This is a genomic window from Micromonospora coerulea, assembly GCF_016598485.1.
GTDB classification, from domain to species: Bacteria; Actinomycetota; Actinomycetes; order Mycobacteriales; family Micromonosporaceae; genus Micromonospora; species Micromonospora coerulea.
In genome coordinates, this window is record NZ_JAEMUW010000003.1 from 264,995 (window position 1) to 291,277 (window position 26,283).

The following is a 26,283-nucleotide window of genomic DNA, read 5'->3' on the forward strand; positions in this document are numbered from 1 at the left end:
TATGCGCAATTGGTGCTGCCGCATTGGCATTTGGCAACCCTCTTGGGCAGGCTCCTAGCGCCCCGCCGAGCCGGAGAACCAGTGGTCACCGCACGTTCCCTAGTTACCGGAGGTAGGTGCGGAGCGTTGAAGGAGCCGAGTGAGACGCGCGCAGCACTGTCGCACCCATCAATAGGTTTGGAACATGCGTACGAGCTACCCCATGCAGGACCCTCACTGCGCGTACGATCACGCGCACGCTAGGGAAGGGGCAGTCGTGGCCAGGTACCGAGACTTCACCAAGCCCATATTTGCGAGCAAGCCACCCACGGTGACCGACTGGATGGGGTGGCTTCTTGCTCAGGACGTGCTGCGGGAAGCCGCGCCTCGTCCAGCAATCTCCTGTGGGCTGTGTGGGGGCGCTGTTGGCACCATGCACAACGGTGAGCCGTTTGCACGCTGCGCTCAGTGCAGGAACTACGGCCACGCCATCGCGGCCCTGATACCCATGACCTACAGCCTTGACGACGGCCTTGAATCGATGTTGCACCGATACAAGGATTTCGGGGTCACGTGGCTCGAAAGCCCGCTGCGATCCTTGCTCTGGCACTTCACTAGCCGGCACGGCAATTGCATTAAGAAGGCTTACGGACCCTTTGATCTCGCCCTGGCTGTACCTAGCGACAATACCGAAAGAGGCTTCGACCACCTAGAGCGGATAGCTGCTCCCGTCGGTGACGGGGAACCGCCTTTCCGGTGGCGTTTCGACATCGTTTCTCGGAATCGGGCCGTCTCGCGCCCTAATCGGGGAGAACTTAAGCCTGATTCTTACATAGTGGCCGCCGGTAGCGTTCAGGGCAAATCCGTTATACTATTGGACGATACATGGACATCCGGCGCATCTATTGCTAGTGCAGCCGCAGCGTTGCGACGTTCCGGGGCTAGGTCAGTCACGGCGATCACGTTGGGACGTCAGCTCAACAGCTCGTCTACGTACCAGAATAACCAGGAACTCGTCCGGGAGGTCCGCGCTAGAGGTTGGGGGAAGCACTGTGTCATATGCAGTCAGCGGCCTACGTAAAGCTGAAGCCGCAGAAGTCCTGCTGATGCTTGATGCGCCTGGTCTCGGCCCTCGTCGCGTGCTGGATCTCCTTACGCGGTTCGGATCTCCCGGCAATGCTCTGGAGTTCCTGAACTCTGGCGCCAAGACTCCGGCCAGGGTCCATGAATTTCTCGCAACTGCCGAGGTGAGTCATTATCAGCAGGCAGTCGAGCAAACCCTGAAGCTCGGCGGGAACTTCAAACTCTGGTCTGATCCGGACTACCCGCGCAATCTTTCGCTCTGGGATGGCCGGCCACCTATCCTGTTCTACAAGGGTGACATCGAGAGCTTGGCAACTCGCGCTCTGGCGCTGGTTGGAAGAGTTGACCCTAGCGAGGAGGGCGCCGCGGCTGCCAACAGGTTCGCCCGGAAGTGTGTTGAAGCGAACATTGCAGTCGTTAGTGGTCTTGCAAAGGGTATCGATGGCGCGTCTCACCGGTCCGCCCTGCACCCGCCAGCAGGCAAAACCTACGCTGTAATTGCGCACGGCATCGATCATGCATACCCGAAAGAGAACCTTGACCTATACGCCGAGATCCCGAGGAACGGCGCGGTCATTAGCCAGTTTCCGACGGGGGTGGGACCGCAGCGCTGGATGTTCCCTGCGCGCAATGAGGTCATGTGCACACTCGCCCTGGGGACCGTCATCATCGAGGGAAAGCCGGGCTGCGGTTCCATCATTCAGGCCGAGTTCTCCTTCAAGCACGGCAGACCGGTATTTTTACTGAGTCGCAATCTCCGAGTTGGTGATACCGGCTGGGCCGAAGAGCTGGTGCGGCGCGGCGCGCACGTTATTGAACGTTTTGACCAGGTCATCCGCGTGGTTGAAGACACGTTGGGGGAGCTTTGGTCGAGTAAGGTCCAGGACCAGGACGAGGTGGATCAGCCAGCACTCTTCGACGTCGAGAGCGAGCCTGCTGCTGTTAAGCCCAAAGCCGCTCTCTTTGATATCGATGGGGTTGTCGTGGATACACGCGACGCTTCCGCATCTGCCATCGCTAGTATTGCTACGAAGCACACAGGAGTCGACGTTCAACCAGCGGCCGTCACAGTGACGAAGGCGCCACACCAGGCCCTCGCTGATCTGGGCGTGCGCAACGCCTATGAGGTGTACCGCAGCGAATACGACAAGCACTTTGCTGACGCATGTCGCGACGTCCACGTTTTTGATGAGGTGGTGAAAGCGATCCGGGAGATGAAGGATCGCCGGATGCACGTTGCGGCCATCACGGCACAGCCTGCACGCCGAGCTGCCGCCTCACTGCCTCCGGATGTCCGCAATCTTTTCGACCTGGTCCTTTCCTACAACCAAACCCGAGGCCATAAGGATGAGGGAATCAGGACCGCACTCAAGCATTTTGGTGTAGCCGCCGATGCTGCCGTCTATATCGGGGATCAGCCGAAAGACCTAGAGGCAGCCCGCAAGGCCGGGGTCAAGGGGGTCGGTGTCCTTTGGGGGTACTGCGAACACTCCGAGCTGATGAAGTGGCCCCACGATCTACTTCTTAGCAGTCCAGAGGAGCTGACGGCGGACGTGATTGAGCAGCTCGTCGACGGCGGCCGGAATCAAGTGCTGCAACAGCCTGGGTAAGTTGCGGGCTTTGGCGTCAAGGAGACATTGACGCGCGCGGTCTGGCGCCGGATCACGAGGCCGGGGTGGGGATGCGGCGCGAGCATCACGGGCAGGCCCCTGCCTGCCGGCAACGCCGGCCCGAGGGGCCGCAGAGGCTCCGGGGTCAAGGGCGGCCCGTAGGGCCGTCGCGTAGCGACGCGAAGCGCCCTTGAGGTCGGAGGGGCGGCCCCGCATCCTTCGCGCCGCATCCTCACCACGGCCGGCGGTGACTCGCCCTACGGCGCGGCGGTTCCACGGCCGCCGCGCCCCAGGCCGGCTGCCGGCCCACGAACCTCAACCATTCTCGACGCTGCCGTCTGCGGCGGCCCCCGGGCTTCCCGCTCTCCGCGCCAGCCGCCGGGCGTCCTGCGTGGCCGGCGTGGAGCGACAGCGGAGCGTCGGACGCGCGCCCAGGCGGCGGCGCGTGCGGCCCGTTCAGGGCCGCCTTGATAGACGTACAGAAAGTCCTCCCACACCGGCCAGCAGCCGGGCTGTTCCGTCAGGGCATGCTGGTCACATGCGCATCCCTTGGCGGAGCAGTCTTGACGTGTTCGCGCAGATCCTGCGGCGACACGGCGTCGAGCAGGACTCTGTGACCGACGTCGACGCGGCATGGGGAGCATTCGCTGAGTTCCTGCAACTGGACATCTACGGCGTCGACGCAACTCCGGACTCCGATGCCGACGGCTTCATCATCCAGTGGGGCCGACGGTCCTGGAGCGACAACCGCCTGATTCTCACCTTCACCCGGCAGTTGGCCATCGCTGATGTCGGTGATCACGACGATCCCTACTGGCAGCCCGAACTATGGCAGCTCGACTTGGAGATGGCCTTCGACGATGAGGCCGATCTGACCGGCCTTGACAGCCTCGGCGTCCATGACACGGGGTTCAGCTTTCCTCCCACCGGACCGCTGCGAGCCGCAGCGCTGGCGGATACCTGGGCGAAGGCGCAGCGGCATGCCCCTGTCCGGGCAGCCTGCATCGCGACCCCGGCGGGTAGCAGTTTGTCCTTCGAGTGCGTCTGCTGACACTCAGAACCGCGAGGTGTGGCGGGCTCGCCAATCAGTGAAGCGGCGTCACGGCGGGTTGACGTGTCGGTACCCGGTGCTACTCTGACGCTCGTCGAGGACGCCAGCGCGGCCCTCCTGCCGGTTCGCTGGACTCGACGCCGGAGATGCTGAGCGGCCTTCCTGCCGCTGATGCGGGCTACGTCCCGCCGGCTCTCGATCGCACCGGCCGCTGTGCCGGTCTCCCGAATCCGCTGAGCGGCCCAGTACGGCCTTTCCTGCCGTCCACGATGGCCCCCAGATTCGCACCGCTCCACGGGTGGGGCAGCCTGCGGCAACCCGCCGGATGCCGATATCCCAGGCTCCCCACCCGTGCCGGCCCACTCATCAGGTCTACGAGCGTGAAAGGACATGACCCATCGGCGGGAAGTGGCACGACCACGATTCCGCCCTCCGGCGTCAGCCGCCCTCTCGGCGGTGCCAGGAGACACGACGAACACCACCAGCGGACATGCGTCCACTGCTGGTGGTGCTTCGTCTCCCGTCCCTGCCACCCCCTGATGAGGAGACAGTCGTGTCCACCACCCCGCTCGCCCTCTACCGGCCCGGTCTCGCCGTCGGCCGTGACGCCCAGGTCCTGCACCGCGCCGCCTCGCCGGAGTTCTCCGGCTGGCTGGAGCACACCCGCCCCGCCGGCGGCTGTGCTCGCCCGATCCGCCTCACCGGCACCATCGCCGCCGTCGAGCGAGACACCGGCCGCATCACCGGCCAGCTGCACACCGACGAGCTGCCCGACCGCGCGCTCTACAAGGCGTGCGGCAACCGCCGCGAATCGGTGTGCCCGGACTGCGCCTGGGTCTACCGGGGCGACGCCTACCAAGTCGTCTGTCGCGGTCTGACCGGCGGCAAGGGCGTCCCCGACTCGGTCGGCCGGCACCCGGTCGTCTTCGCCACCTTCACCGCCCCGTCCTTCGGCCCGGTCCACCACCGCCACGTCCCCCGCCACACCTGCCGCAACCGGCAGCGCTGCGACTGCCGCCCCGCCCCCTGCCGCGCCCGCAGCAACGCCGGCACCTGCCCACACGGGCGGCCCGCAGCGTGCTTCGCCCGCCACGACGCCGACCTCCCGCGGCTCGGCCAGCCGTTGTGCCTCGACTGCTACGACCACGCCCACCAGGTCGTCTGGAACTACTTCTCCGGCGAGCTGTGGCGGCGCACCAAGCAGGCCGCCGACCGGCACCTCGCCGCCATCTGCCGCAAGCGCGGCATCCCCTCCGTCCGGGTCGTCACCGCCTCCGGCAAGGTCCGCTGGGTGCCGCCCGTGCGGGTGTCCCACGGCAAGGTCGCCGAGATGCAACGCCGGGCCGCCGTGCACTTCCACGTCCTGCTGCGCCTCGACGGCGTCGACCCCGACGACCCGGACGCCTTCGTGCCGCCACCGGCCGGCATCACCCTCGACGACCTGGAAGACGCGATCCACGCCGCCGCCCGGCAGATCACCGTCACCACGCCACCGCACCCCGACCAGCCCCAAGGCTGGCTGGTCGCCTGGGGCGAGCAGGTCGACGTCCGACGCATCAACACCACGAGCGGTGAGCTGACCGACGGCAAGGTGGCCGCCTACCTCGCCAAGTACGCCACCAAGGCCACCGAAGCCACCGGTCACTCCTCCGACCGCCTCACCCCGGCCACCATCGACGACTACGCCGATCCCGAAGGCGACCACACCGCTCGCCTCATCGACGCCTGCTGGCATCTCGGCCGCCCCACTCCCGCCGACACCAGCAGCGGCGCCGCAACCGCCGACGACCGTCAAGACAGCCTTGACACCGAACCCAACGCCTACGCCGGGCTGCGCCGCTGGGCGCACATGCTCGGCTTCGGCGGCCACTTCCTCACCAAAGCCCGCCGCTACTCCGTCACCTTCGCCCTGCTCCGCGACACCCGCGCCACCTACCGCCGCACCGAAGACAACGAACCCGCCGACTCCATCACCGTCGGCACCCTCACCTACATCGGCTCCGGCTGGCTCACCCAAGGTGACGCCCTGCTCGCCAACACCGCCGCCCGACAGCGACGCGAGAGCAGACGCATCGGCCGGGAAGAACTCGCCCACGAAGCCTGGCTCACCGGAGCCGCCGCATGACCCACGACCTGCGCCCCCGCTGGTACTCGCCGGCCGAAGTCGCCGTGCTGCTCGGCTTCGGCATCTCCAAGGTCAAGATGAAGATCGCCACCGGCGAGCTGCGCTCCATCAAGGACGGCAAGTACCGCCGCATCCTCCCCGAATGGGTCGACGACTACATCCGCGAGCAGGTCGAACGCCAGGAGGCTGCCTGATGCCCGGACGTGCCCGTGCCAACGGCGAGGGGTCGATCTTCGCGTACCGGAACGGCTTCGCCGCGTACGTCTGGGTCGAGAAGCCGGACGGCAAGCGGGGCCGGAAGTGGGTTTACGGCAAGACCCGCGAGGAGGTCCACGACAAGTGGATCAAGCTGCACGGTCAGGCGAAGGCCGGTCCTGTGGCGACCCGCTCCCCGACGGTAGGGGAGTACGCCGGCTACTGGCTGCGCGAGATCGTCAAGCCGAACCTGGCCCCCGGCAGCTACGTCACCTACGAGGTGGTGGTCCGGCTTTACCTCGTGCCTGGGCTGGGCCGGAAGCGCCTCGACAAGCTCCGGGTCAGCGACGTGCAGACCTGGATCAACGAGGTGGGTCGGACCTGCCAGTGCTGCGCCCAGGGTAAGGACGAGCGGCGCAAGCCCGCCCAGCGTCGCTGCTGTGCCCTTGGCCGCTGCTGCCGAGATCTGCCCTCTGCAACCAGCGTCACCCACCTGCGGACCGTGCTCCGGAGGCTGCTGTCCCAGGCGATCACCGATGGGCTGGTCTCTCGCAACGTCGCGTCCCTGGTGAAGCTGCCACCGGTACGGAAGCGCAAGCGGAAGGCGTGGACGAGCGACGAGGCACGGGGCTTTCTGGAGTCGGCCCGCGCCGACGACGACCCGCTCTACGCCGCGTACGTCCTGGTCCTGGTGCTCGGTCTGCGCAAGGGTGAAATGTTGGGGCTCGCCTGGGCTGACGTCGACCTCGACGCGGGGGAGTTGACCATCGACCGGCAGCTCCAGCGGGTCGGTGCCGAGCTGCTGCACCGGGAGACGAAGACGGCTGCCTCGGACGCCACTCTGCCGCTGCCGGACATCTGCGCCGTGGCCCTCGGCCGCCGCCGTATCGCCCAGACCGCCGCTCGGGACGCCGCCGGAACGGCCTGGCAGCCGTCTGACCTGATCTTCACCACCCGCTACGGGCGGCCGGTTGAGCCACGCAACTTCAACCGCTTCTGGGACCGGCGCTGCGACGCGGCCGGCGTCCGGCGGATCACCGTCAGAGACGCCCGGCGGACCTGCGCCTCGCTCCTGGCGGACCTTGACGTGCATCCCCGGGTGGCGATGCAGATCCTGAGGCACGCCCAGTTCGCCATCACCATGGAGATCTACACGGTGGTGTCCTCGGCGGCCACCCGCGACGCCCTCAAGCGGCTCGGCAAGGCACTCGACCGGTGAGCCGCGATTCGTTTACGTCATCAAAGCTGTAGGCGGCTACTGCTGTACTTCGCTGCTGTACGAGCCGGGCGCGCCAACACGACGACCCCGCGAAGGGCCGCTGAGCTGGAACGGAGTGGGCCGCCAGGGACTCGAACCCTGAACCTATGGATTAAAAGTCCACAGCTCTGCCATTGAGCTAGCGGCCCGTCCGCTCAGGTTACCGGAACCCGCCCTTTCGGGCCCTCCGGCTCCCGCCGCTCGTCGATCTTCCGCACACCCGCCGGCGACGTCCCCAAACCCTCGGTGAGACGCGCGCGCATCCGGGCGAGTCCCTCGGCCATGGCCGGGCGACCCGTGGCCGGCTTGGCTGGGAGGCATGACGATGCTGCGTACCGTCGCGCTGGGCGGGGCGACGTTGGTGACCGGGCTGATGGCGGGGCTGTTCTTCGCGTACTCCTGCTCGGTCATGCCCGGGCTGGCCGCGACCGACGACCGGACCTTCGCCGGGACCATGCAGTGGATCAACCGGCGGATCCTGAACGGCTGGTTCCTGGCCGCCTTCCTCGGGGCGGTGCTGCTGATCGCGCTGGCGGTGGTCCTGCATCTCAGTGTCGGCGGCCGGGTGCTGGCCTGGACGGCCGCCGCGCTCGTGTTGTACCTCGCCACCCTGATGACCACGATGCGCTGGAACGTGCCACTGAACGACCGGCTGGACGCGGCCGGGCCGGTGGACCGGATCGCCGACCTGGCGGCGGTGCGCGAGCGCTTCGAGGCGAGCTGGGTGCGGTGGAACCTGGCGCGCACGGTGACCAACGTGCTCGCCTTCGCCTGCCTGATCGGCGCCCTGCTGACCGGGCGCGCCTGACCGCGCCACGCCGGTTGCCGGGGGCCGCGCATGGGCCGCGCGGGACGGGGAACCGTGCGGGGCATGAGGGTGAGCAGCAGCGCCGCGGTGGCGGCGTCCAGCGAGGTGGCGGGGGCGGACGGGGTACGGCGGCCGGGTGGCGAGGTGCACGCCTGGCTGCCGGGGCAGAACCAGACCGTGTGCGGGCTGCCGCTCAGCCGCACCCGGCTGCGGCGCTTCCCGCACGTGCCGTTCGACTACTCCTCGACCGACGTGCTCACCGAGGCCGACCCGGAGGGCGCCGTCTGCCCACGCTGCCTCGCCGCAACCCAGGGCCGCCGCCGGGAGGAGAAGGCCTGGGTACGCCACGCGCCACGACCCTGACCGATCCGGGGGTTGGAGTCCGGTTCAGCGGGTACCGCACCGGTATGCGGATCGTGATCGTCGGGGCCAGCGGCAACGTCGGGACGGCGCTGCTGCGTCGGCTGCGCCAGGAGTCCGGGCTGGAAATGGTGGGGGTGGCCCGCCGGCTCCCCGGGCCGGACGCCGGTGAGCCGTACGACCGGGTGGAGTGGCACTCCTGCGACATCGGGGCGCCCGGCGCGGCCGACAAGCTGGCGACGGTCTTCGCCGGGGCGGCGGGGGTGGTGCACCTGGCCTGGCAGATCCAGCCCAGCCACGACCAGCACACCCTGCACCGCACCAACGTCGACGGCAGCCGCGCGGTGATCGACGCGGTCGTTCGGGCCGGCGTACCCGCCCTGGTGTACGCCTCCTCGGTCGGCACCTACGCGCCTGGACCCAAGGATCACCCGGTCAGCGAGCGGTGGCCGGCGACCGGCGTGCCCGGGTCGTCGTACAGCCGGGACAAGGCCGAGGTGGAGGCGCTGCTCGACACGGTCGAGGGGGAGCATTCCGAGCTGCGGGTGGTCCGGCTGCGCCCGGGGTTGACCTTCCAGCGGGACGCCGGTACCGAGATCGCCCGCTACTTCCTCGGGCCGCTGGCCCCGGTCCGCTTGCTCAAGTACGGCCGGATCCCGCTGGTTCCCACCAACCGCCGGCTGCGGATGCAGGCGGTGCACGCCGACGACGTCGCCGACGCGTACGCGAGGGCGCTGCTGGGTGAGGCGCGCGGTGCCTTCAACGTCGCCGCGGACCCGGTGCTGAGCCCGGAGCTGGTGGCCCGGCACTTCCACGGCTGGACGGTGCCGGTGGCCGCCCCGGTGCTGCGGGTCGCGGCGGCGCTGACCTGGCGCGCGCGGCTGCAACCCGTCGACGCCGGCTGGGTGGAGCTGGCGCTGAACGCGCCGCTGATGTCCAGTGAGCGCGCCGAGACCGAGCTGGGCTGGACGCCGAGGATCGACGCGTTGACCGCGGTCAAGGAACTCTTCGCCGGCATGGCCGACACCGCCGGCACCGGCGCTCCGCCCATGTCGACGGACCCGACCCTCCCGGGCCGCCCCGCCGCCCTCCTCAAGACCCGCCCGCCCGGCCACGGCAACCCCTACTGACCGGGCGGGCATCCGTGCACTTCCGCAGAAAGCGTGGCTCTCGGGCGCCGAGTGGCCACGTTTTCTCGGAAAGTGCGCGGATCTTGAGGGAGTGGGTCAGGTGTGGGAGAGGGTGAAGGCGGTGAGGAAGCCGAGGACGGTGATCAGGCCGACCAGGAGGTGGGCGTCCTCGAACGCCTCGGGGACCATCGTGTCGGTGATCATCGCGAGGATCGCGCCCGCCGCCAGGGCGGTGATGGTGGCCAGCAGCTCCGGCGGGGCGCCGCCGAGCAGCGTGTAGCCGGCCAGCGCCGCCGCGCCGCTGATCAGGGCGATGCCGGTCCAGAGCAGGAAGACGTACCGCCGGGTGCGGCCGGCCTGGCGCATGCCGGCGGCACTGGACAGGCCCTCCGGCACGTTGCTGAGGAAGACCGCGATCACGGTGACCAGGCTGACCGGGCCGCCGGCGAGCAGGCTCGCGCCGATCACCACCGACTCCGGTACGCCGTCGAGCAGGGCACCGATCGCGATGGCCGTACCGGAGCCGGGCTGTTCCTGCTCGGAGGGCTGCTCGTCGCCGGAGCGCTTGCGGTGCCGGGCCCCGCGCCGGGCCAGCAGCACGTTCGCCCCGGTGTACGCCAGCGCCCCGCCCGCCGCGCCGATCACGGTGGGCAGCAGACCGCCCTGCTCGTGCGCCTCGGCGATCAGTTCGAAGGAGACCGCGCTGAGCAGCACCCCGGCGCCGAACGCCATGATCGACGCGGTGAGCTTCCGGGGCACCCGGGCGAAGAACCCGACGCCCGCACCGATCAGCAGGGCCGAACCGGCCAGCAGACCCCAGGATCCCGCTTGCAACCACTCCGGCATTCGTCGGACCGTACCCGCGGTCGGGCGGCGATCAAACCGTCAGAAGTCGGCGAAGAGGTAGGGCAGTTCGCGGGGGAAGATCCGGCGCAGCGCGGCGGCCGCGTCGGCCGGTACGTCGCCGAGGTCGCGGATGTCGACCTCGGCCGGGTCGAGCACCCCGTACGCCAGGGCGGAGAGCCCGGCCGCGGTCAGCGTCGCGGTGGGCACGCCGGACCCGGTAGCGGACCCGTCGACCAGCTCCAGCCGACCGGTGGTCCCGTCGAGCAGGTGCGTCCCGGCCAGCCAGCGGTCGCCGACCAGCTCGACCCGGACCCGACCCGCGCCGGCCGGCAGCCCGTCCAGCGCGTCCAGGGCGAGCAGCCGGGCCATCGGCGCCGGTGAACCGGGTCGGGAGACCCGCGTCTCGACGTGCATGGCCAGGTCGGTGAGCCACAGCTCGGGCAGCTCGTCGGCGGGGAGCTGGACCCGGATCCGGTCGACCTGGTCGACGTGCCGGGCGAAGAACTGGAGCAGCAGCGCCCGGGCGTACGGGTCGGTGGTCAGCAGGTCGTCGGCGATCAGGTGGCCGCCGTGGTCGTCGATCCGGTAGGTGACCGCGCCGACGGTGCTCCCGTCGACGACCGCGGTGAGCAGCCACCGGTCGTCCCGGTCGCGCAGCCCGACGGCCCGGAAGGCGGGGAAGACCGCGAAACCGTGCCGCTCGTGCAGGCACCGTTCGGTGAACGCGCGCCAGGTCGGATAGCCGGCGCCGATCCGCTCCCAGACCACCTCGCCGGGCAGCTCGGCGGCCAGCAGCGGCCCGAGGTCGGCCGGGGAGAACGTCGCGGTACGCGGCCGGGGCAGCCCGGCGTAGCCGAAGCGCTCGTAGAACGAGGCCCGGAACGGGTGCAGTGCGCTGAGCTGATGCCCCTCGTCGCGCATCTCATCGAGGAGCTGGTGCAGCAGCGCCCGGACGTGGCCCCGCCGGCGGGCCAGCGGGTGGGTGGCCACCCCCGCCACGCCGGCCATCGGCAGCACCCGCCCGCGCAGGTTCTGCCGCATCGGGACGGCCGAGGCGGCGGCGACCGAGGTGCCGTCCTCCTCGACGACGAGGGTCCGGTTGCCCGCGTTGTACGGCAGGTAGTCGCGGAACTCCTCGGCCCGGGCGGCGGGCAGCGGCGACGCCTCGAAGGCGTACGCCTGGAGCGGGAAGCTGGTGGCCAGTCGTTCCTCGGCGGCCAACCGGCGGATGCGCATCCGTTCATCCCAACCCGGGTCACCGGCCGCCGCAACCGCTTTGGTCGCGCCGGTGCCGCGCCGGCCCGCCCGGTGGTGCCGGTCAGGTCGCGGTGACGTCGGAGACGACGACGGTCACGTTGTCCGGCGCGCCGGCCTGGTGGGCGAGCTTGACCAGCTGCTCCCCGCACAGCTGGCGGTCGCCATAGGTGGCGAGCGCGGCGGCGATGGCCGCGTCCTCGACGTAGTCGGAGAGGCCGTCGCTGCACAGCAGCAGCCGGTCGCCGGGGAAGACGGTGAGCACCCCGATGGCCGGGGGCGCGTCGGCGCCCTGCACGGCCCGGGTGACCAGGGACCGCTGCGGGTGGTGCCGGGCCTGGTCGGGGGAGAGCGCCCCCTGGTCGACCAGCGCCTGGACGAAGGTGTCGTCCCGGGTGAGCTGGGTCAGCTCCCCGTCCCGAAGCAGGTAGCAGCGGGAATCGCCGACCTGGGCGAGGACCAGGGTCTCCCCGGCGAGCAGCGCGGCGGTCAGCGTGGTGCCCATGCCGTCGCGGGCCGGGTCGACCGTGATGGCGGCGCGGATGCGCTGGTTGGCGGTGCTCACCACGGCCCGCAGCGCATCGGCGGCCTCGTCGGCGACGGTCGGCGGGGTCAGCTCGTCCAGGATCCGGATGACGATCTCGCTCGCCACCTCGCCGGCGGGGAGCCCGCCCATGCCGTCGGCCACCGCCACCAGGCGGTCACCGGCAAGGGCGGAGTCCTCGTTGTTGGTCCGGACGAGGCCGACGTCGTTGAGGATGGCCGAGCGGAGGATGCGCGTCATGGGGTCAAGCTTGCCAAGAAGACCCTGCCGCCGTCTCTACGCACTACTGCGTAGGGTGTGAGAAATGATGCCGGTGTCCATGGTCGGGCGCGCCGGCGAGCTGGCCGAGCTCGACCGGGCCTGGGCCGCCGTGGTCTCCGGCCGCCGGCCGGCGCCCACCGTCACGGTGATCACCGGGGTCGCCGGGGTGGGCAAGAGCCTGCTGGTCGCGGCCGCCCTGGAGCGCTTCGCCCCGCGCCCGGCGGTGATCCTCGCCGGTGCCGCGCGGGTGCACGACCCGGCTCCGTACGACTGGTTGGCGGCCGTGCTCACCGGCCGGGACACCACCGGTCTGGACCTGCCGCCGGACGCCCTGGCCTGGCTCGCCCAGCAGCCCAACGCGCCGCGCGAGCGCTACCCGCCGGGCACGCTGCTGCGGCTCGCCGTCCGTACCGTCCGGTTGCTGGTCGGCGCGGGCCCGGCGGTGTTGGTGGTGGAGGACCTGCACGCCCTCGACCCGGCCAGCCTGAACCTGCTCGGCGAGCTGGCCGCGACGCCGGAGCTGCCGGCGCTGCTGGTGGTGGCGAGCCGGCCGCCGGCCGACGCGGTGGCGCCGGACCTCGCGGTCCGCGCGCTGGCCCGGTTGACCGGGGTACGCGGCGCCGTGCGCCAGCACCTCGCGCCGCTCACCGTCGCCGAGGTGGCCGAGGTGCTGACCCAGGTGTACGACGGTGCCCGCCCCACCGAGCCGGTGGCCGCCGCGGTCTGGCGGCGTACCGGCGGCAACCCGTACGTGCTGACCGAGCTGCTCGCCGCGCACGCCGGCCGGGGTCCGGACGGCCTGGTCGACGAGCCGCTGCCCGAGCACCTGGTGCCCCGGCCGGCGGCCCCGCCCGACGCGGAGCTGACGAGCCGGGAGATCGAGGTGCTCGGCTGTCTGGTCGCCGGGATGTCCAACAAGCAGGCCGCCCGGGCGCTCGGCATCTCGGTGCGGACGGTGACCGTGCACGTGTCGAACCTGCTGCGCAAGACCGGTTCCGCGTCGCGTACGGAGGCGGCGCTCTGGGCGGTGCGGCACCGGCTGCCGGTCTCCGCGCCGCCGGGCTGACCGGTCAGCGGCGCGGGTAGCGCAGCAGCAGGCTGGCCCGTACCTGCTCGTCGCCGTCCGCGGCGTAGCTGTGCGGTACGTCGGACGTCCAGCGCAGGTAGCCGCCGGGGCCGGCGGTCAGGGGGGCGTCCACCGGCCCGGCGCGCAGCACGCCGGAGAAGACGGTGACGTGTTCGGTGACCCCGGACTGGTGCGCGGGGGAGAGCTGCGCCGGTCCAGGGCTGACCCGCATCCGGTACAGCTCGTACGTCGCGTCGGTGTCGGAGAAGACCTCCAGCAGGGTGGCGCCGACCGCGGCGCCGCGTACCGTCGGCGTCTCGGCCGGCCCGGAGAGGACGGCGGTGAGCGGCACGCCGAGCTGCGCGGTGACCGCGTACAGGGTCTCCAGGGTCGGGTTGCGGGTGCCGTTCTCCAGGCCGGAGAGGGTGGCCTTCCCGACGCCGGCCAGCCGGGCCAGCGTGGACAGCGACATGCCCCGCTCCTCGCGGAGCGCGCGGACCCGCGGGCCGACCGTCCCGAGGGCTGGATCGGGATGTGCTGGAGGCGTGGCCATGCCGCTATGGTGCTACACGTCGCCGTTCCGTAAACGGAACGGCTGGCGGAGGGGGAGGCCCATGGCGGGCAGACTGCAACCGGTGCTGGCCGGGATCGTGACGGCCCTGGTCGGCTTCGCCAGCTCGTTCACCGTCGTGCTCGCCGGCCTGCGCGCGGTCGGCGCCGACGATGCGCAGGCCGCCTCCGGCCTGCTGGTGCTCTGCGTGGCGGCCGGGCTCTGCGCGGTCTGGCTCGGGCTGCGACACCGGCTGCCGATGGCCGTCGCCTGGTCCACCCCGGGCGCCGCGCTGCTGGTCGCCACCGGTCCGGTCCCCGGCGGCTGGCCGGCCGCGGTCGGGGCGTTCCTGGTCGCCGGCCTGCTGATCGTGGCCGCCGGGCTGGTCCCCGCGCTCGGCCGGGCGGTCGCGGCGATCCCCGCGCCGATCGCCAGCGCGATGCTCGCCGGAGTGCTCCTGCCGCTCTGCACCGCTCCGGTCCGGGCGCTGGTGGAGCTGCCCCGGCTGGCCGGGCCGGTGGTGCTCACCTGGCTGGTGCTGCACCGGTTCGCCCGCCGCTGGGCGGTGCCCGCCGCGCTGGCCGTGGCGGCGGTGGCCATCGCGCTGACCGCCGACGGCGCCGGGCCGGCCCGGCCGCGCCTCGCGCCGGTCGTCGAGCTGACCGCGCCGGCCTGGACGGTGTCGGCGATCGTCGGGCTCGCGCTGCCGCTGTTCCTGGTCACGATGGCCGCGCAGAACGTGCCCGGGATGGCGGTGCTCGCCGGGTACGGCTACCGGGCGCCGCTCGGCTCGGCCCTCCGGGTGACCGGGCTGGCCAGCGCGCTCGGCGCGCCGGCCGGCGGGCACGCGGTCAACCTCGCCGCGATCACCGCCGCGCTGGCCGCCGGCCCCGATGCGCACCCGGATCCGGACCGGCGCTGGATCGCCTCGGTCACCGCCGGGATCGGCCTGGCGATGCTCGGCCTCGGCGCGGGCGTGGCCACCGCGCTGGTGTTGCTCTCCCCGCCGATCCTGGTCGAGGCGGTGGCCGGGCTCGCGCTGCTCGGTGCGCTGGCCGGCGCGGTCTCGGCGGCCGTCGCGGAACCGGACGCCCGGGAGGCGGCCGTGGTCACCTTCGTGGTGACCGCGTCCGGGGTGAGCCTGCTCGGCGTGGGCGGCGCGTTCTGGGGCCTGCTCGCGGGCTGGCTGATGCTGCTGCTGTTCCGCCGCCGGCGGCCCGGTGGGGACGACCCGTCGGCCACGGCCCGCTCGGCTGCCGAGACCGTGCAGCCGGTCGACCCGGTGCCTCCGGTCGACGGCGTGCCGGCTCCCGTTGCCGGGCAGCCGGTCGGCACCCCGCCAGCGGCCGACGGGGTTGGCGGCCGCGGGCGGACGTCGTTGTCGGTGCCGCCGGTCCGTTGAGGGTCGGTATGGGGCCGCTTCCTTTGGAGCTGAATCGTCTACGTCATCACCCCGCCGGGCGGCCGAATCAGGACGCCCCGTCGACCTCGAGGCCGATCTCCATGAGGCGTAGGCGTACCCCGGTGACGTTCTCCTCCACCATCCGCTTCAGCGCCCGGGCGTTGTCCAGCGTGTCGAGGACGACCAGGGCGTGGCTCAGCCCCAGGTCGTCGTCGTCCGCGCCCCACCAGCCGCGGACGAATCCCGGGCTCTGCCGGGTCACCTCCGCCATGTGCGTGAACTGGCCCGACCGCTCCTCGGGATCCGACGAGGTGCCGCGCTGCTCGCCGATGACCATCCACATGCGACCAGCCTAGAGTGGGGCGGAGCGGATCGGCTGGTGGGCCCGCCGGCGGGTCGGTCGTGCTTGCCGGTGTCGGCGCGGCGATTCGTTTACGACATCAGCTCCACAGCGCGCGTGCACCGACCCCCGTCGGCGCACCGGCACAGGACCGGGCTCACTCCTCCTCGGGCAGCTCCGTGGCGGGGACGGTGAGGCGTACCTGGTCGTCGGAGACCGCGGCGATCCGGTCGGCGAGCACGTAGACCGCCCCCGTGCGGGCCAGTTCGGTGGAGACCTTCAGGTAGCCGCTGCGGAGCAGCCGGGCGGCCAGGTCGGCCGGCACCTCCGGCTCCTCGACCGCCGCCGACTCGATCAGCTCGTCGAGGCTGCTGCCCGGGTCGGCGGTGGGCGCCTGCACGGTGACCGCGGTCGGATCCCCCCGCTGGACGAGATCCACGGTGCCGACCTCGACCCCGGTCGAGTCGACCACCCGCATGCCGGTGGTGACCCGGGAGACGATCGCCTGCTGCTGCGTACCCTGCTGGTTCATCCAGGCGCGGTTCCCGGGCGGACCCTGCACTAAACGGGCGGGGTCCAGCCGCTCGGCGGTCGGGGCGACAGCTCGCGCCAGCCGTCCGGCCCCTCCAACAGGGCCCGGACCGTCTCCTCGGCCTCGTCGGCGCTGGCGTACTCGTAGAACTGGGAGACCCCCTCGGCGCCGCCGGCCCGCTGCTCGACGTGCCAGCGGTCCCCGTCCACCCGGAGGAAGACGTCCCGCCGGGCCAGTCGCCCCCATTTCCCGTTCCACCAGTGCCTGCGCTGCTCCATGGCGGGACTCTATCGAACATGTGTACGACGCGGGACGGCCCCTGCGGGATTCCCACAGGGGCCGATGTGCATGCGGTACGTCAGCGACCGACGGGCGGCTCGTTCCGGCGACCCAGCACGTCGTCCAGCGCTCCGCGCTGCTGCCCCGGGGTGGCGTGACCGGCGGTGACCAGCGCGTCCCGGATCTCGGTGAGCAGCCTGACCTCCTCGCTCGGCGCCTTCGGCGGCGGCTCCTCGCCGCGCCGCCGACGCTCGGCCAGCTTGTTCATCGGGAACACCACGAGGAAGTAGAGCACCGCCGCGGTCAGTAGAAACGTGATGAGCGCGTTGAAGAAGTTCGCCCACAGGAACTTCTGTTCCCCGAGCGTCCACACACCGGCGGTCACCTCGGTGCCGCCACCGAGCAGCTTGATCAGCGGCTTCAGGAAGCTGTCCGTGAAGGAGCTGACCAGTCCGGTGAACGCGGCGCCGATGACGATGCCGACCGCCAGGTCGACGACGTTTCCGCGCATGATGAAGTCTTTGAAGCCCTTGAGCATCCGTACTCCTGTGCTGTCCGATTTTGTGTCCCGGACAACCTATGCCCCGGAGGGCGACTCCAGGAAAGCACCGGCCTCGATCGCCGCGCGGGCCGGATCGCCCTCGGAGATCGCGGCCACCAGTCGACCGTGGTCGACGTACCGCTCGGGCTCCAGCGCGTCGCCCATGGCCTGCGCGACGGTGCTGCGCAGCGCGGCGCCGACCGAGGCGTACAGCTCGGCGAGCATGCCGTTGTGCGCGGCGGCGACCACCGCGGTGTGCAGCGCGGCGTCGGCCTCGACGAAGTCGTCCACCCGGCCGGAGCGCCAGGCGGCCTCCCGCGCGGCGAGCGCGGCGTCGAGCGCCGCCAGGTCATCGGGGGTACGCCGCAGCGCGGCGAGCCGGGCCGCCTCCACCTCGAAGGCGCGGCGCACCTCGACCACCTCGGCCATCCGGTCGTCGGTGAGCCGGCGAGCCACCACCGGGGCCAGCTCGTCGGTGGACACCACGTACGTCCCGGAGCCCTGACGGCACTCCAGCACGCCGGCGTGGACCAGGGCGCGGACGGCCTCCCGGACGGTGTTCCGCCCGACCCCGAGCGCGGCGACCAGCTGCGGCTCGGTCGGGATCCGGCCGCCCACCGGCCACTCGCCGCCGAGGATCCGGGCCCGGAGCTGGGCGATCGTCTCCCGTACCCGCTGGCCGCGCGGCGGCACGGCGACGGAATCGACGGGCGGTGTCACCGGTTACACCTGCTGCCGAAATTCATCCCATGATTGTAGGTTCGAGGTCATGACCCCGCCAACCGCCAGCACCGAGGCCCCGATGCGGGACCGGACCCCGACCGCCGAGGGCACGCCCACCACCGACGTGACGCCCGGCCCGTCCCCGGCCGCCACGCGGGTCGGCGCCCCGTCCCCGGCCACCGGGGGCGCGCTGGTGCTGGTCGGCATGCTGCTGGTCGCGCTCAACCTGCGGGCCGCGGTGACCAGCCTCGGCGCCCTGCTCGACGAGGTGCGCGGCGGCCTGGGTCTCTCCGGCACGATGGCCGGCTTCGTCACCACGCTGCCCACCATCGCCTTCGCCGGCCTCGGCGCGCTCACCCCGTGGCTGGTCCGCCGGTACGCGCCGGCCCGGGTCCTGGTCGTGGCGATGGTCGCGCTCACCGTCGGCCAGGTGCTCCGGGTGGCGACCGACTCCGCGGCGGTCTTCGTGCTCACCAGCGCGCTGGCGCTGGCCGGCATCGCGGTGGCGAACATCCTGCTTCCGATGCTGGTCAAGCAGCACTTCCCGCACCGCACCGGGCTGGTCACCGGGGCGTACACGATGGCGTTGACCATCGGCACGACGGTGGCTGCCGCCTCCGCGGTGCCGGTCGCGCACGCCGTCGGCTCCTGGCGGGCCGGGCTGGGCGTCTGGGCCGGGCTGGCCGCGGTGGCCGTACTCCCGTGGGTGCCGCTGGCGCTGCGGGCCCGCGCCACCCGGCAAAGGGCGACCCCGGCGGCCGTCGCCACCCCGACCCGGGTCCGGCCCGAGCGGACCCGGCTGGGCTGGGCGATGGCGGTCTACTTCGGCGCGCAGTCGCTCAGCGGGTACGCGATCATGGGCTGGCTGGCGCAGCTCTTCCGGGACTCCGGCTACGCGCCCGAGGCGGCCGGGCTGCTGCTGGCCGGGGTGACCGCGCTCGGCGTGCCGGTCGCGCTGGGGATGCCGACCCTGGCCGGCCGGCTGCGCACGCTGCGCCCGTTGGTGCTCGCGCTGACCGCCTTCTCCACCGCGGCCTACCTGGGCCTGGCCCTCGCACCGCGCGGCCTGGCTCCGCTCTGGGTGCTGCTGCTCGCCCTCGGTCAGGGCGCCTTCCCGATGATCCTCACGACCATCGGGCTGCGCGCCCGCACCGCCGAAGGCACGGTGGCGCTGTCCGCCTTCGCGCAGAGCACCGGATATGTGATCGCCGCGCTCGGCCCGCTGCTGGTCGGCATCCTCTACGAGGCGACCGGGGGCTGGACCGCACCGCTCGGCTTCCTCCTCGTGGCCCTGGTCGTGCAGACCGGCGCGGGCATGGTGATCGCTCGTCCCCGCTACATCGAGGACGAGCGCTGAGGGAGAAGGATCAGGAGGAGGCCGGCGTGGGGTCACCCGCGACGGCCTGCTCGACCGTCGGGTACGTGTGCAGCACCTCGACCAGCCCGCTCACCTCGAGGATGCGCAGGACGCCGCGCTGCGGGGCGGCCAGCCGGACCACACCGCCGGCCTCGTCGCAGCTGTTCTTGGCCCGGACGAACACCGACAGCCCGGTGGAGTCGCAGAACGACACCTCCGACAGGTCGAAGACGAGGCGGCTGCGCCCCTTGTCCAGCAGATCCGTGATCTGGTCCTGCAGCTGCGGTGCCGTCGCCATGTCCAGCTCGCCCGCGACCGACACGACGACCACGTCGCCGCGCTGTTCCGTGTGCACCGTCAGGGACATTCGTCGACCTCCTGTGTTCGGTGGAACGGTATCCCACGAAGCGGGGGACACGCAGAACGGGAGCCGAGACGGGTGCCCACGATCATCCTTTGCCCCAGGGCAAGTAGTCTGACGTGCCCCGGTGATAGAGTCCGGCCGGTTCGCGAGTCCAGGGAGGTCACCATGGCGTTGAGCGCCGAGGAAAGCGGTCGGCTCGCCCGCTTGCTGAGTGAGCACGCGGACCGGCTGACCCAGCGTTGGACGGAAAGGGTCGGCGCGTCGCTGCGCGGCCGCCTCAGCCAGGCCGAGTTCGCCCGGCAGGTGCAGGAGCTGCACCGTAGCATGATCGACGCGACGCGGAACGGCCTCACCGAGCTGTCGGCCGAGCAGGGTGGCGAGCTTCGTGCCGTGCTCGCCGAGCTGTCCCGTGGCCGGGCCCGGCAGGGCTTCACCGCCACCGAGACGGCGATCAGCGTCTTCGCCGTGAAGGACGTGCTCCTCGAACTGATGGAGGAGAGCCCGGACGCCGGCACGCTCCGCGACTTCGTGGCGTTCTCCGCGCTGATCGACCAGATGGGGCTGTTCACCTTCGAGAGCTTCGTGCGCACCCGGGAGAGCCTGATCGCCGACCAGGCCGAACAGCTGCTCGAACTCTCCACCCCGGTGGTGAAGATCTGGGAGGGCGTGGTCGCCGTCCCGCTGGTCGGCACGCTCGACTCGGCCCGCGCCCAGGTGGTGATGGAGCGGCTGCTCCAGACCCTGGTCGACACCGGCTCGCCGTACGCGATCATCGACATCACCGGTGTGCCGGCGGTCGACACCCAGGTCGCCCAGCACATCCTCAAGACGGTGGTGGCCGCCCGGCTGATGGGCGCCGACTGCATCATCTCCGGCATCCGGCCGCAGATCGCCCAGACCATCGTCGCCCTCGGCATCGAGTTCGGGGACATCGCCACCAAGGCGAGCCTCGCCGACGCCCTGCGCCACGTGCTTCGGCTGACCGGCGTCGACAGCGCCCGCCGCCACCAGCGCCGGGAGTCCTGATGGAGCGGGTGCCGGTCCTCAAGATCGGCGACATCCTGCTGGTCTCCATCCAGGTCGACATGTCCGACCAGACTGCCGTGACGCTGCAGGAGGACCTGGCCGAGCGGATCGTCGCCACCGGCTGCCACGGCGTGATCATCGACATCACGGCGCTCGACATCGTCGACTCGTTCGTCGGGCGGATGCTCTCCACCATCGCGTCCATCTCCAGGGTGCTCGACGCCGAGACGGTGGTGGTCGGGATGCGTCCCGCCGTGGCCATCACCCTGGTCGAGCTCGGGCTGTCGCTCAACGGCATCCGGACCGCGCTGAACGTCGAGCGCGGCATGGAGCTGATCGCGGCGGCGCGCGCCGACGAGTGGGTGCTGACCGACGGCGACGAGGACGCCGAAACGACGGCCACGACATGACCGCCGGTGTCGACCTGGGCGCGCCGCAGATTCAGGCGATCCGCAGCGACGACGACGTCGTCCGGGTACGGCAACTGGTGCGTACGGTGGCGGTGGCCGCCAAGCTCTCGCTGGTCGACCAGACCAAGCTGGTCACCGCCGCCAGCGAGCTGGCCCGCAACACCCTGATCTACGGCGGCGGCGGCAGCGCCGAGGTGGCCAGCGTCGACGACGGCCGCCGGCGGGGGGTACGCATCGTCTTCGCCGACTCCGGCCCGGGCATCCCGGACCTCGACCTCGCCCTCACCGACGGGTACACCACCGGCGGCGGCCTCGGCCTCGGCCTCAGCGGGGCCCGTCGGCTGGTGGACGACTTCGACGTCGTCACCGCCGTCGGCGAGGGCACCCGGATCACCATCACCAAGTGGTCCCGATGAACGGGGACGTGGTCGCCGACCACGGTCTCTGGTTCCGGGTGGAGAGCAGCAGCGCGGCCAGCGGCGTACGCCGGGCGGCCGAACGGCTCGGCGCCCAGTTGGAGCTGGGCGAGCGGCGGATCGCCGACCTGGCCATCGTCGCGGCCGAGCTGACCAGCAACCTGGTCAAGCACGCCCAGGAGGGGGTGCTGCTGCTCCGCCCGGTGCGCCGGGCCGGGCGGGCCGGAGTGGAACTGGTCGCCATCGACTCCGGGCCCGGCATGGCGGACCTCACCGTCTCCTCGCAGGACGGGCACTCCACCACCGGGACGCTCGGCATCGGCCTGGGCGCGATCGCCCGGCAGGCGAGCTGGTACGACGGCTACTCCCGGCCCGGCCGGGGCACCGTCCTCGCCGTGCAGCTCTGGTCCGGGCCGGCGCCGGCGGAGTCCTGGGCGGGTGGGCTGGTCCGGCCGATCACCGGCGAGCAGGTCAGCGGCGACGGGTACGCCGTCCGGATCGCCGAGGAGCGACGCCAGGTGTTGGTCTGCGACGGACTCGGGCACGGCCCGCTGGCGGCGGCCGCCACGGAGGCCGCGCTGCGCGCGTTCCGGACCGCGCCGGTCGGCCCGCCGGGCGCGGTGGTGGAGCACCTGCACCGGGCCATCGCGCACACCCGGGGCGCGGCGCTGGCGGTGGCCGAGCTGGACCGGGCCGCGGGCTTGCTCCGGTACGCCGGTCTCGGCAATATCGCTGCCATGATCGTGGTGGCGGGCGAGCGGCGGCGGGGCCTGGTCTCGCTGCCCGGCATCGCCGGCCATCAGCGCCCCGTGGTACGGGAGTACGACTACCCGTTCGCCGCCGACGCGACGCTGGTGATGCACAGCGACGGCGTGGTCGACCGCTGGGACCTCGCCGACTACCCCGGCCTGGTCGAGCGGACCCCCCTGGTGACGGCCGCCACGCTGCTCCGGGACGCGGGCACCCGCCGCGACGACGCCTCCGTACTGGTTGCCCGGGCATCGTCGTGACCCCGCCGGCCGGCGCATCCCCGCTGCTGCAGATGGCGCTCCGGGTCGAGCACGACATCTTCCTCGTCCGGCAGCGCGGTCGCGAGGTCGCCGCGGCGGTCGGCCTGGAGCACCAGGACCAGGTCCGCATCGCCACCGCGCTCAGTGAGGTGGCCCGGGACCTGCTGGGTAGCGTCGGCGGGGCGGACGTCACCTTCTCGGTCGGCTTCGATGTCGTCGCCGGGCGGCCTCTCCTGTACGTGGACCTCGCGCCGACGCGCCCGCTGCCCGGCGGCGGCTACCAGCCGCAGTCCGGCGCGGTGGCGCGGCTGGTGGACATGCTGGGCGTCGTCACGGACGAGGGGGATACGGTCGTGAGGATGTCCCGACGTGTCCCGGCCGACTCCCCGGCGCTGACTCCGGAACGCCTTGCCGAGCTCCGTGCGGAGCTGGGCAGCAGCGCTCCGGGCTCCGTGCTGGACGAGCTGGCCGCCCAGAATGGTCAGCTGATCGCCGCGCTGGACGAGGTGCGCAGCCAGCGCGACGAGCTGGAGGTGCTCAACTCCGAGCTCCAGGAGACCAACCGTGGCGTGATGGCGCTCTACAACCAGCTCACCGAGGAGCTGGAGGAGACCAACCGCGGGGTGGTGGCGCTCTACGCCGAGCTGGACGAGAAATCCGCCCAGCTGCGCGCGGCCAGCGAGTCGAAGAGCCGCTTCCTGGCCAACGTCAGCCACGAGCTACGCGCCCCGGTCACCGCGATCATCGGGCTGTCCCGGCTGCTCGCCGACTCCGCCTCCGATCCGCTCACCGCCGAGCAGGCCCGTCAGGTCGGGCTGATCCGCTCCTCGGCGGCGGACCTGCTCGGTCTGGTCAACGAGCTGCTGGACCTGGCGAAGGCCGAGTCGGGCCGGATCGAGCCGAACTGGACGGACGTCGACCTGCGCGCGCTCTACGGCCAGCTGCGCGGCACCCTGCGCGCGCTGGCCACCCGGCCGGAGGTCGAGCTGGTGGTGGAGGAGCCGTCGCATCCGGCCCTCGTCCGCGCCGACGAGGTGCTGCTCGCCCAGGTGCTGCGCAACCTGCTGCACAACGGGCTCAAGTTCACCGAGCGGGGCGAGGTGCGGCTGCGCGCCCAGCGGCGGGACGACCGCTGGGCGCTGTCGGTCTCGGACACCGGCGTCGGGATCCCGCCGGAGCTGCACGAGCGGATCTTCGAGGAGTTCTACCAGGTGCCCGGGGCGACCCGGGTCGGCGGCACGGGCCTCGGCCTGCCGTACGCGCGCCGGCTGGTGACCCTGCTCGGCGGCACGCTGGAGCTGTCCAGCGAGCCGGGCCGGGGTAGCACGTTCACGGTGACCCTGCCCGCGGGCGGAGCGTGACGGTGGACGGCGGCGCGACGACCGTGCTGGTGGTCGACGACAGTCGGGCCAAGCGCTACCTGCTGGTCAGCTGGCTGACCCGGGCCGGGTTCGCGACGATCGAGGCGGAGAACGGCGCCGAGGCGCTGGCCCGGGTGGAGACCGACCCGGTGGACCTGGTGGTGCTGGACGTCCGGCTGCCGGACCTGAGCGGCTTCGAGGTCTGTAAACGGATCAAGGAACGCAACCCGGCGACCCCGGTCATCCACGTCTCCGCGCACGCGGTCGACGTGGTGGACCGGGCGCAGGGGCTGACCCGGGGCGCCGACGCGTACCTGGCCGAGCCCATCGAGCCGGAGGAACTGGTCGCCACCGCGCACGCGGTGCTCCGCTACTACCAGGCGCGGCAGCGGGCGGAACTGCTCGCCGAGCGGCTGGCCGCGCTCGCCGACGCCACGGTGCAGATGCACGCCGCCTCGAACTTCGTCCGGCTGCTGCAGGCCGCGGCGGCCGGCGCGGCGCAGATCTTCAAGAGCCCGGCGGCCGTCGTCGCGGAGACCTTCGACGGCGACTGCCTGGCCGGGGTCGTGGCCGGGCCGGACGCCGAGCCCGAGGTCGTCCCGTGGGCGGTGGACGACACCGGGGTGCCGATCGGTGCCACCGTCCGGGTGGACGAGCCGGCCGAATGGGGGTGGATCGACTGGCCGGCCGGCGACACGGTGACCGTGGCCGCCGCCAAGCTGCGCGAGGACCGGCCCCCGCTCTACGTGGTGGTGCCGACCTCGACCCAGACGGTACGCACGCCGGTGCTGGTGCAGCTCGCCCAGGCGATCGCCTCGGCGGTGGAGGCGCAACGCTCCTTCGACGAGGAGCACCGGATCGCGGTCACCCTCCAGCGCAGCCTGCTGCCCCGCCGGCTCCCCGAGGTCGCCGGCCTCGACCTGGCCGTGCGGTACGAGCCGGCCAGTGCCCGGACCGAGGTGGGCGGCGACTTCTACGAACTGGTGATGCTCGACGGGCACCTGCTGATGGCGATCGGCGACGTCGCCGGCCACTCGCTGCACGCCGCGACGGTGATGGCCGAGCTGCGGCACGCGGTGCGGGCGTACGCCGTGGAGGGGCATCAGCCCGGGGTGATCCTGGATCGGGTCAACGAGCTGATGCGTACCCTGCTGCCGAACGAGCTGGCGACCATCTGCGTGCTGCTGCTGCACCCGGCCAGCGGGCTGATCCGGCTGGCCAGCGCGGGGCACCTGCCGGCGCTGGTCAGCGCGGACGGTCGGGTGGAGTTCGTCGAGCAGGCCGCCCCGCTGCTCGGGGTCCGCGCGCCGCGCCCGCCGGACCTGGAGTTCGTACTGCCGGCCGGCGCGACGCTGGTCCTCTACACGGACGGGCTGATCGAGCGGCGGGACGCCACGATCGACGAGGGGATGGCGGCGCTGGGCGCGGTCGCCAGCCGGGTGGACGACGACCTGGACCAGTTCTGCCAGCGGCTCCTGGTCGAGCTGGCCCCGCCGGAGATTCACGACGACGTCGCCGTGGTCGCGGTCCGCCGCCACTGACGCCGGCGCCCCCTTCGCTCGCGGCGGGACGGCGGGTCAGCGCAGCGAGCGGGCGTAGGCGGCGGGGGAGACCCCGGCGACCGCGGTGAACTCGCGCACCAGGTGAGCCTGGTCGCTGTAGCCGAGGTCGCTGGCGAGCACCGCCCAGTCCAGCGGACCGCCGGCGGCCTGCTCGATCGCCTCCTGGAGCCGGTACCGCCGGATCACCCACTTCGGACCGACGCCGATGTGATCGAGGAAGAGCCGCTGCAGCCGCCGGGTGGAGCTCCCGTGCCGGCGCGCGAAGTCGTCGACCCGCAGGATGGAACGGTCGGCGCGGATCTCCTCCACCAGCGCGCTGGCCTCGGCGGCGAGTGGATCCGGTGCGGGCGCCCAGCCGGTGAGCAGCTCGTCCAGCCGCCGGCACCGGTCGTCGTCGCTGCCGGGGCAGACCGGGCCCGCGGCGCGGAGGCCGACGGTGGCGAGCGGCCGGCGCCGGCCGGTCAGCTCGGCGACCGGGCGCGGCCAGAAGGGCCGGAAGCCGCCGGGCCGGAACAGGACGCCGCTGACTCGGCCGGTGCCGTGCAGGGTGATGACGAAGAGTTCGTCGCCGGGGCCGGCCACCTCGGCGGTCTCCGGACCGCCGTCCTGGCCGTGGAACACCACGTTGACCGCCGGATGCGGTACCACCCGCTGGGCGAAGGGCTCGGTCAGCTCCCAGTCGATGAGCCAGTAGTGCTCGACGTACGGGCGCAGCGCGGGGGTGGGCAGCCGGCGGCGGAAGCGGACCTGCCGCAGCAGCCGGCCCGGGTCGAGGATGCCCCGACTGTCCCGCCGCGCTTGCTGTCGCATTTTTTCAAGACCACCTTCATACGCTGGCCC

The 26,283-nt window shown here is 71.9% G+C and carries 28 protein-coding genes and 1 tRNA gene; 17 read left to right on the forward strand and 12 right to left on the reverse strand.

Translation table 11 applies throughout. The features are described from left to right. The first annotated feature begins 1,031 nt into the window (after positions 1–1,031). The 5 genes from I8N68_RS05890 (at position 1,032) to I8N68_RS05910 (ending at position 7,262) form a co-directional block, all read left to right on the forward strand. Entirely contained in the window at positions 1,032–2,672 is a 1,641-nt protein-coding gene (locus tag I8N68_RS05890) for a DNA-processing protein DprA (protein WP_200208809.1), read from the forward strand. Positions 2,673–3,240: 568 nt separating this feature from the next. Beyond that, the gene (locus tag I8N68_RS05895) at positions 3,241–3,723 is read left to right on the forward strand and encodes a hypothetical protein (protein WP_200208810.1); all 483 of its coding nucleotides are present in this window, start codon (positions 3,241–3,243) and stop codon (positions 3,721–3,723) included. Positions 3,724–4,276: 553 nt separating this feature from the next. Continuing rightward, positions 4,277–5,848: a replication initiator gene (locus I8N68_RS05900; protein WP_200208811.1), complete on the forward strand. Its 1,572-nt coding sequence runs from the start codon at positions 4,277–4,279 to the stop codon at positions 5,846–5,848. Then, a complete protein-coding gene (locus I8N68_RS05905) occupies positions 5,845–6,042 on the forward strand; it encodes an excisionase family DNA-binding protein (RefSeq protein WP_107075187.1) in 198 nt (65 codons plus the stop codon). The genes I8N68_RS05900 and I8N68_RS05905 overlap by 4 nt, the downstream gene beginning before the upstream one ends. Next, positions 6,042–7,262 carry a tyrosine-type recombinase/integrase gene (locus I8N68_RS05910; protein WP_200208812.1) on the forward strand — a complete coding sequence of 407 codons (1,221 nt, stop codon included), beginning with the start codon at positions 6,042–6,044 and terminating at the stop codon, positions 7,260–7,262. Before I8N68_RS05905 ends, I8N68_RS05910 begins: the two co-directional genes overlap by 1 nt. A gap of 116 nt (positions 7,263–7,378) precedes the next feature. On the opposite strand, the gene I8N68_RS05915 is transcribed toward I8N68_RS05910, so the two are convergent. Next, positions 7,379–7,450, reverse strand: a tRNA-Lys gene (locus tag I8N68_RS05915). A gap of 170 nt (positions 7,451–7,620) precedes the next feature. Here I8N68_RS05915 and I8N68_RS05920 point away from each other — a divergent pair. The 3 genes from I8N68_RS05920 to I8N68_RS05930 all read left to right on the forward strand — a co-directional run bounded on the left by I8N68_RS05920 (position 7,621) and on the right by I8N68_RS05930 (position 9,599). Beyond that, entirely contained in the window at positions 7,621–8,109 is a 489-nt protein-coding gene (locus tag I8N68_RS05920) for an anthrone oxygenase family protein (protein ID WP_200208813.1), read from the forward strand. 63 nt (positions 8,110–8,172) lie between these two features. Continuing rightward, positions 8,173–8,472 (forward strand): hypothetical protein, encoded by a 300-nt coding sequence (locus tag I8N68_RS05925; protein ID WP_200208814.1) that lies wholly within the window; start codon positions 8,173–8,175, stop codon positions 8,470–8,472. A gap of 44 nt (positions 8,473–8,516) precedes the next feature. Next, positions 8,517–9,599 (forward strand): NAD-dependent epimerase/dehydratase family protein, encoded by a 1,083-nt coding sequence (locus I8N68_RS05930; RefSeq protein WP_200208815.1) that lies wholly within the window; start codon positions 8,517–8,519, stop codon positions 9,597–9,599. Positions 9,600–9,695: 96 nt separating this feature from the next. Here the strand turns inward: I8N68_RS05930 and I8N68_RS05935 are convergent, their stop codons facing one another. The 3 genes from I8N68_RS05935 to I8N68_RS05945 form a co-directional block, all read right to left on the reverse strand. Then, positions 9,696–10,445 carry a ZIP family metal transporter gene (locus I8N68_RS05935; protein ID WP_200208816.1) on the reverse strand — a complete coding sequence of 250 codons (750 nt, stop codon included), beginning with the start codon at positions 10,443–10,445 and terminating at the stop codon, positions 9,696–9,698. 39 nt (positions 10,446–10,484) lie between these two features. Next, positions 10,485–11,681 (reverse strand): GNAT family N-acetyltransferase, encoded by a 1,197-nt coding sequence (locus tag I8N68_RS05940; protein WP_200208817.1) that lies wholly within the window; start codon positions 11,679–11,681, stop codon positions 10,485–10,487. Between the two features lie 82 nt (positions 11,682–11,763). Beyond that, positions 11,764–12,483, reverse strand: a complete 720-nt coding sequence (locus I8N68_RS05945; protein WP_200208818.1) for a PP2C family protein-serine/threonine phosphatase — start codon at positions 12,481–12,483, stop codon at positions 11,764–11,766. Positions 12,484–12,547: 64 nt separating this feature from the next. Here I8N68_RS05945 and I8N68_RS05950 point away from each other — a divergent pair, with 64 nt between their 5' ends. After that, positions 12,548–13,570, forward strand: a complete 1,023-nt coding sequence (locus tag I8N68_RS05950; RefSeq protein WP_200208819.1) for a helix-turn-helix transcriptional regulator — start codon at positions 12,548–12,550, stop codon at positions 13,568–13,570. A gap of 4 nt (positions 13,571–13,574) precedes the next feature. Here I8N68_RS05950 and I8N68_RS05955 read toward each other — a convergent pair whose 3' ends face one another. Further along, on the reverse strand, positions 13,575–14,123 hold the full coding sequence (locus I8N68_RS05955; RefSeq protein WP_200208820.1) for a helix-turn-helix domain-containing protein: 549 nt from the start codon (positions 14,121–14,123) through the stop codon (positions 13,575–13,577). 61 nt (positions 14,124–14,184) lie between these two features. Between I8N68_RS05955 and I8N68_RS05960 the strand changes: the two genes are divergently transcribed. After that, positions 14,185–15,522, forward strand: coding sequence for a benzoate/H(+) symporter BenE family transporter (locus tag I8N68_RS05960; protein WP_234038827.1), 1,338 nt, complete (start codon positions 14,185–14,187; stop codon positions 15,520–15,522). A 67-nt stretch (positions 15,523–15,589) separates the two neighbouring features. Here I8N68_RS05960 and I8N68_RS05965 read toward each other — a convergent pair whose 3' ends face one another. From I8N68_RS05965 to I8N68_RS05985, 5 genes are all read right to left on the reverse strand, one after another. Continuing rightward, entirely contained in the window at positions 15,590–15,865 is a 276-nt protein-coding gene (locus tag I8N68_RS05965; RefSeq protein WP_200208821.1) for a hypothetical protein, read from the reverse strand. Positions 15,866–16,019: 154 nt separating this feature from the next. Continuing rightward, on the reverse strand, positions 16,020–16,394 hold the full coding sequence (locus I8N68_RS05970; RefSeq protein WP_200208822.1) for a hypothetical protein: 375 nt from the start codon (positions 16,392–16,394) through the stop codon (positions 16,020–16,022). Between the two features lie 29 nt (positions 16,395–16,423). Next, positions 16,424–16,672 (reverse strand): hypothetical protein, encoded by a 249-nt coding sequence (locus I8N68_RS05975; RefSeq protein ID WP_200208823.1) that lies wholly within the window; start codon positions 16,670–16,672, stop codon positions 16,424–16,426. 80 nt (positions 16,673–16,752) lie between these two features. Then, positions 16,753–17,211 carry a large conductance mechanosensitive channel protein MscL gene (gene mscL / locus I8N68_RS05980; protein ID WP_200208824.1) on the reverse strand — a complete coding sequence of 153 codons (459 nt, stop codon included), beginning with the start codon at positions 17,209–17,211 and terminating at the stop codon, positions 16,753–16,755. 39 nt (positions 17,212–17,250) lie between these two features. Further along, positions 17,251–17,934, reverse strand: a complete 684-nt coding sequence (locus I8N68_RS05985) for a FadR/GntR family transcriptional regulator (RefSeq protein WP_200208825.1) — start codon at positions 17,932–17,934, stop codon at positions 17,251–17,253. A 49-nt stretch (positions 17,935–17,983) separates the two neighbouring features. Between I8N68_RS05985 and I8N68_RS05990 the strand changes: the two genes are divergently transcribed. After that, the gene (locus tag I8N68_RS05990) at positions 17,984–19,294 is read left to right on the forward strand and encodes a CynX/NimT family MFS transporter (RefSeq protein WP_234038828.1); all 1,311 of its coding nucleotides are present in this window, start codon (positions 17,984–17,986) and stop codon (positions 19,292–19,294) included. A 10-nt stretch (positions 19,295–19,304) separates the two neighbouring features. On the opposite strand, the gene I8N68_RS05995 is transcribed toward I8N68_RS05990, so the two are convergent. Continuing rightward, a complete protein-coding gene (locus tag I8N68_RS05995; protein WP_200208826.1) occupies positions 19,305–19,661 on the reverse strand; it encodes an STAS domain-containing protein in 357 nt (118 codons plus the stop codon). Between the two features lie 162 nt (positions 19,662–19,823). Here I8N68_RS05995 and I8N68_RS06000 point away from each other — a divergent pair, with 162 nt between their 5' ends. From I8N68_RS06000 to I8N68_RS06025, 6 genes are read left to right on the forward strand one after another with little or no spacing between them, the layout of a single operon-like run. Further along, positions 19,824–20,684, forward strand: a complete 861-nt coding sequence (locus I8N68_RS06000) for an STAS domain-containing protein (RefSeq protein ID WP_200208827.1) — start codon at positions 19,824–19,826, stop codon at positions 20,682–20,684. Beyond that, positions 20,684–21,094, forward strand: coding sequence for an STAS domain-containing protein (locus I8N68_RS06005; protein WP_200208828.1), 411 nt, complete (start codon positions 20,684–20,686; stop codon positions 21,092–21,094). The genes I8N68_RS06000 and I8N68_RS06005 overlap by 1 nt, the downstream gene beginning before the upstream one ends. Then, positions 21,091–21,510, forward strand: coding sequence for an ATP-binding protein (locus I8N68_RS06010; protein ID WP_200208829.1), 420 nt, complete (start codon positions 21,091–21,093; stop codon positions 21,508–21,510). The genes I8N68_RS06005 and I8N68_RS06010 overlap by 4 nt, the downstream gene beginning before the upstream one ends. Next, on the forward strand, positions 21,507–22,520 hold the full coding sequence (locus tag I8N68_RS06015) for a SpoIIE family protein phosphatase (protein ID WP_200208957.1): 1,014 nt from the start codon (positions 21,507–21,509) through the stop codon (positions 22,518–22,520). The genes I8N68_RS06010 and I8N68_RS06015 overlap by 4 nt, the downstream gene beginning before the upstream one ends. Positions 22,521–22,552: 32 nt before the next feature. Then, positions 22,553–23,881 (forward strand): ATP-binding protein, encoded by a 1,329-nt coding sequence (locus I8N68_RS06020; protein ID WP_200208830.1) that lies wholly within the window; start codon positions 22,553–22,555, stop codon positions 23,879–23,881. Positions 23,882–23,883: 2 nt separating this feature from the next. Next, positions 23,884–25,422 carry a SpoIIE family protein phosphatase gene (locus I8N68_RS06025; RefSeq protein ID WP_200208831.1) on the forward strand — a complete coding sequence of 513 codons (1,539 nt, stop codon included), beginning with the start codon at positions 23,884–23,886 and terminating at the stop codon, positions 25,420–25,422. 36 nt (positions 25,423–25,458) lie between these two features. Here I8N68_RS06025 and I8N68_RS06030 read toward each other — a convergent pair whose 3' ends face one another. Beyond that, a complete protein-coding gene (locus tag I8N68_RS06030) occupies positions 25,459–26,253 on the reverse strand; it encodes a helix-turn-helix domain-containing protein (RefSeq protein ID WP_200208832.1) in 795 nt (264 codons plus the stop codon). Between the last annotated feature and the right edge of the window lie 30 nt (positions 26,254–26,283).

Excerpts from the sequence above, each read along its gene's own strand:
- I8N68_RS05905 (WP_107075187.1), top strand. The coding sequence starts at position 5,845 with ATGACCCACGACCTGCGCCCCCGCTGGTACTCGCCGGCCGAAGTCGCC.
- I8N68_RS05910 (WP_200208812.1), top strand. The coding sequence starts at position 6,042 with ATGCCCGGACGTGCCCGTGCCAACGGCGAGGGGTCGATCTTCGCGTAC.
- I8N68_RS05920 (WP_200208813.1), top strand. The coding sequence starts at position 7,621 with ATGACGATGCTGCGTACCGTCGCGCTGGGCGGGGCGACGTTGGTGACC.
- I8N68_RS05925 (WP_200208814.1), top strand. The coding sequence starts at position 8,173 with ATGAGGGTGAGCAGCAGCGCCGCGGTGGCGGCGTCCAGCGAGGTGGCG.
- I8N68_RS05930 (WP_200208815.1), top strand. The coding sequence starts at position 8,517 with ATGCGGATCGTGATCGTCGGGGCCAGCGGCAACGTCGGGACGGCGCTG.
- I8N68_RS05935 (WP_200208816.1), bottom strand. The coding sequence starts at position 10,445 with ATGCCGGAGTGGTTGCAAGCGGGATCCTGGGGTCTGCTGGCCGGTTCG.
- I8N68_RS05940 (WP_200208817.1), bottom strand. The coding sequence starts at position 11,681 with ATGCGCATCCGCCGGTTGGCCGCCGAGGAACGACTGGCCACCAGCTTC.
- I8N68_RS05945 (WP_200208818.1), bottom strand. The coding sequence starts at position 12,483 with ATGACGCGCATCCTCCGCTCGGCCATCCTCAACGACGTCGGCCTCGTC.
- I8N68_RS05950 (WP_200208819.1), top strand. The coding sequence starts at position 12,548 with ATGATGCCGGTGTCCATGGTCGGGCGCGCCGGCGAGCTGGCCGAGCTC.
- I8N68_RS05955 (WP_200208820.1), bottom strand. The coding sequence starts at position 14,123 with ATGGCCACGCCTCCAGCACATCCCGATCCAGCCCTCGGGACGGTCGGC.
- I8N68_RS05960 (WP_234038827.1), top strand. The coding sequence starts at position 14,185 with ATGGCGGGCAGACTGCAACCGGTGCTGGCCGGGATCGTGACGGCCCTG.
- I8N68_RS05965 (WP_200208821.1), bottom strand. The coding sequence starts at position 15,865 with ATGTGGATGGTCATCGGCGAGCAGCGCGGCACCTCGTCGGATCCCGAG.
- I8N68_RS05970 (WP_200208822.1), bottom strand. The coding sequence starts at position 16,394 with ATGAACCAGCAGGGTACGCAGCAGCAGGCGATCGTCTCCCGGGTCACC.
- I8N68_RS05975 (WP_200208823.1), bottom strand. The coding sequence starts at position 16,672 with ATGGAGCAGCGCAGGCACTGGTGGAACGGGAAATGGGGGCGACTGGCC.
- mscL (WP_200208824.1), bottom strand. The coding sequence starts at position 17,211 with ATGCTCAAGGGCTTCAAAGACTTCATCATGCGCGGAAACGTCGTCGAC.
- I8N68_RS05990 (WP_234038828.1), top strand. The coding sequence starts at position 17,984 with ATGACCCCGCCAACCGCCAGCACCGAGGCCCCGATGCGGGACCGGACC.
- I8N68_RS05995 (WP_200208826.1), bottom strand. The coding sequence starts at position 19,661 with ATGTCCCTGACGGTGCACACGGAACAGCGCGGCGACGTGGTCGTCGTG.
- I8N68_RS06000 (WP_200208827.1), top strand. The coding sequence starts at position 19,824 with ATGGCGTTGAGCGCCGAGGAAAGCGGTCGGCTCGCCCGCTTGCTGAGT.
- I8N68_RS06005 (WP_200208828.1), top strand. The coding sequence starts at position 20,684 with ATGGAGCGGGTGCCGGTCCTCAAGATCGGCGACATCCTGCTGGTCTCC.
- I8N68_RS06010 (WP_200208829.1), top strand. The coding sequence starts at position 21,091 with ATGACCGCCGGTGTCGACCTGGGCGCGCCGCAGATTCAGGCGATCCGC.
- I8N68_RS06015 (WP_200208957.1), top strand. The coding sequence starts at position 21,507 with ATGAACGGGGACGTGGTCGCCGACCACGGTCTCTGGTTCCGGGTGGAG.
- I8N68_RS06020 (WP_200208830.1), top strand. The coding sequence starts at position 22,553 with ATGGCGCTCCGGGTCGAGCACGACATCTTCCTCGTCCGGCAGCGCGGT.
- I8N68_RS06030 (WP_200208832.1), bottom strand. The coding sequence starts at position 26,253 with ATGCGACAGCAAGCGCGGCGGGACAGTCGGGGCATCCTCGACCCGGGC.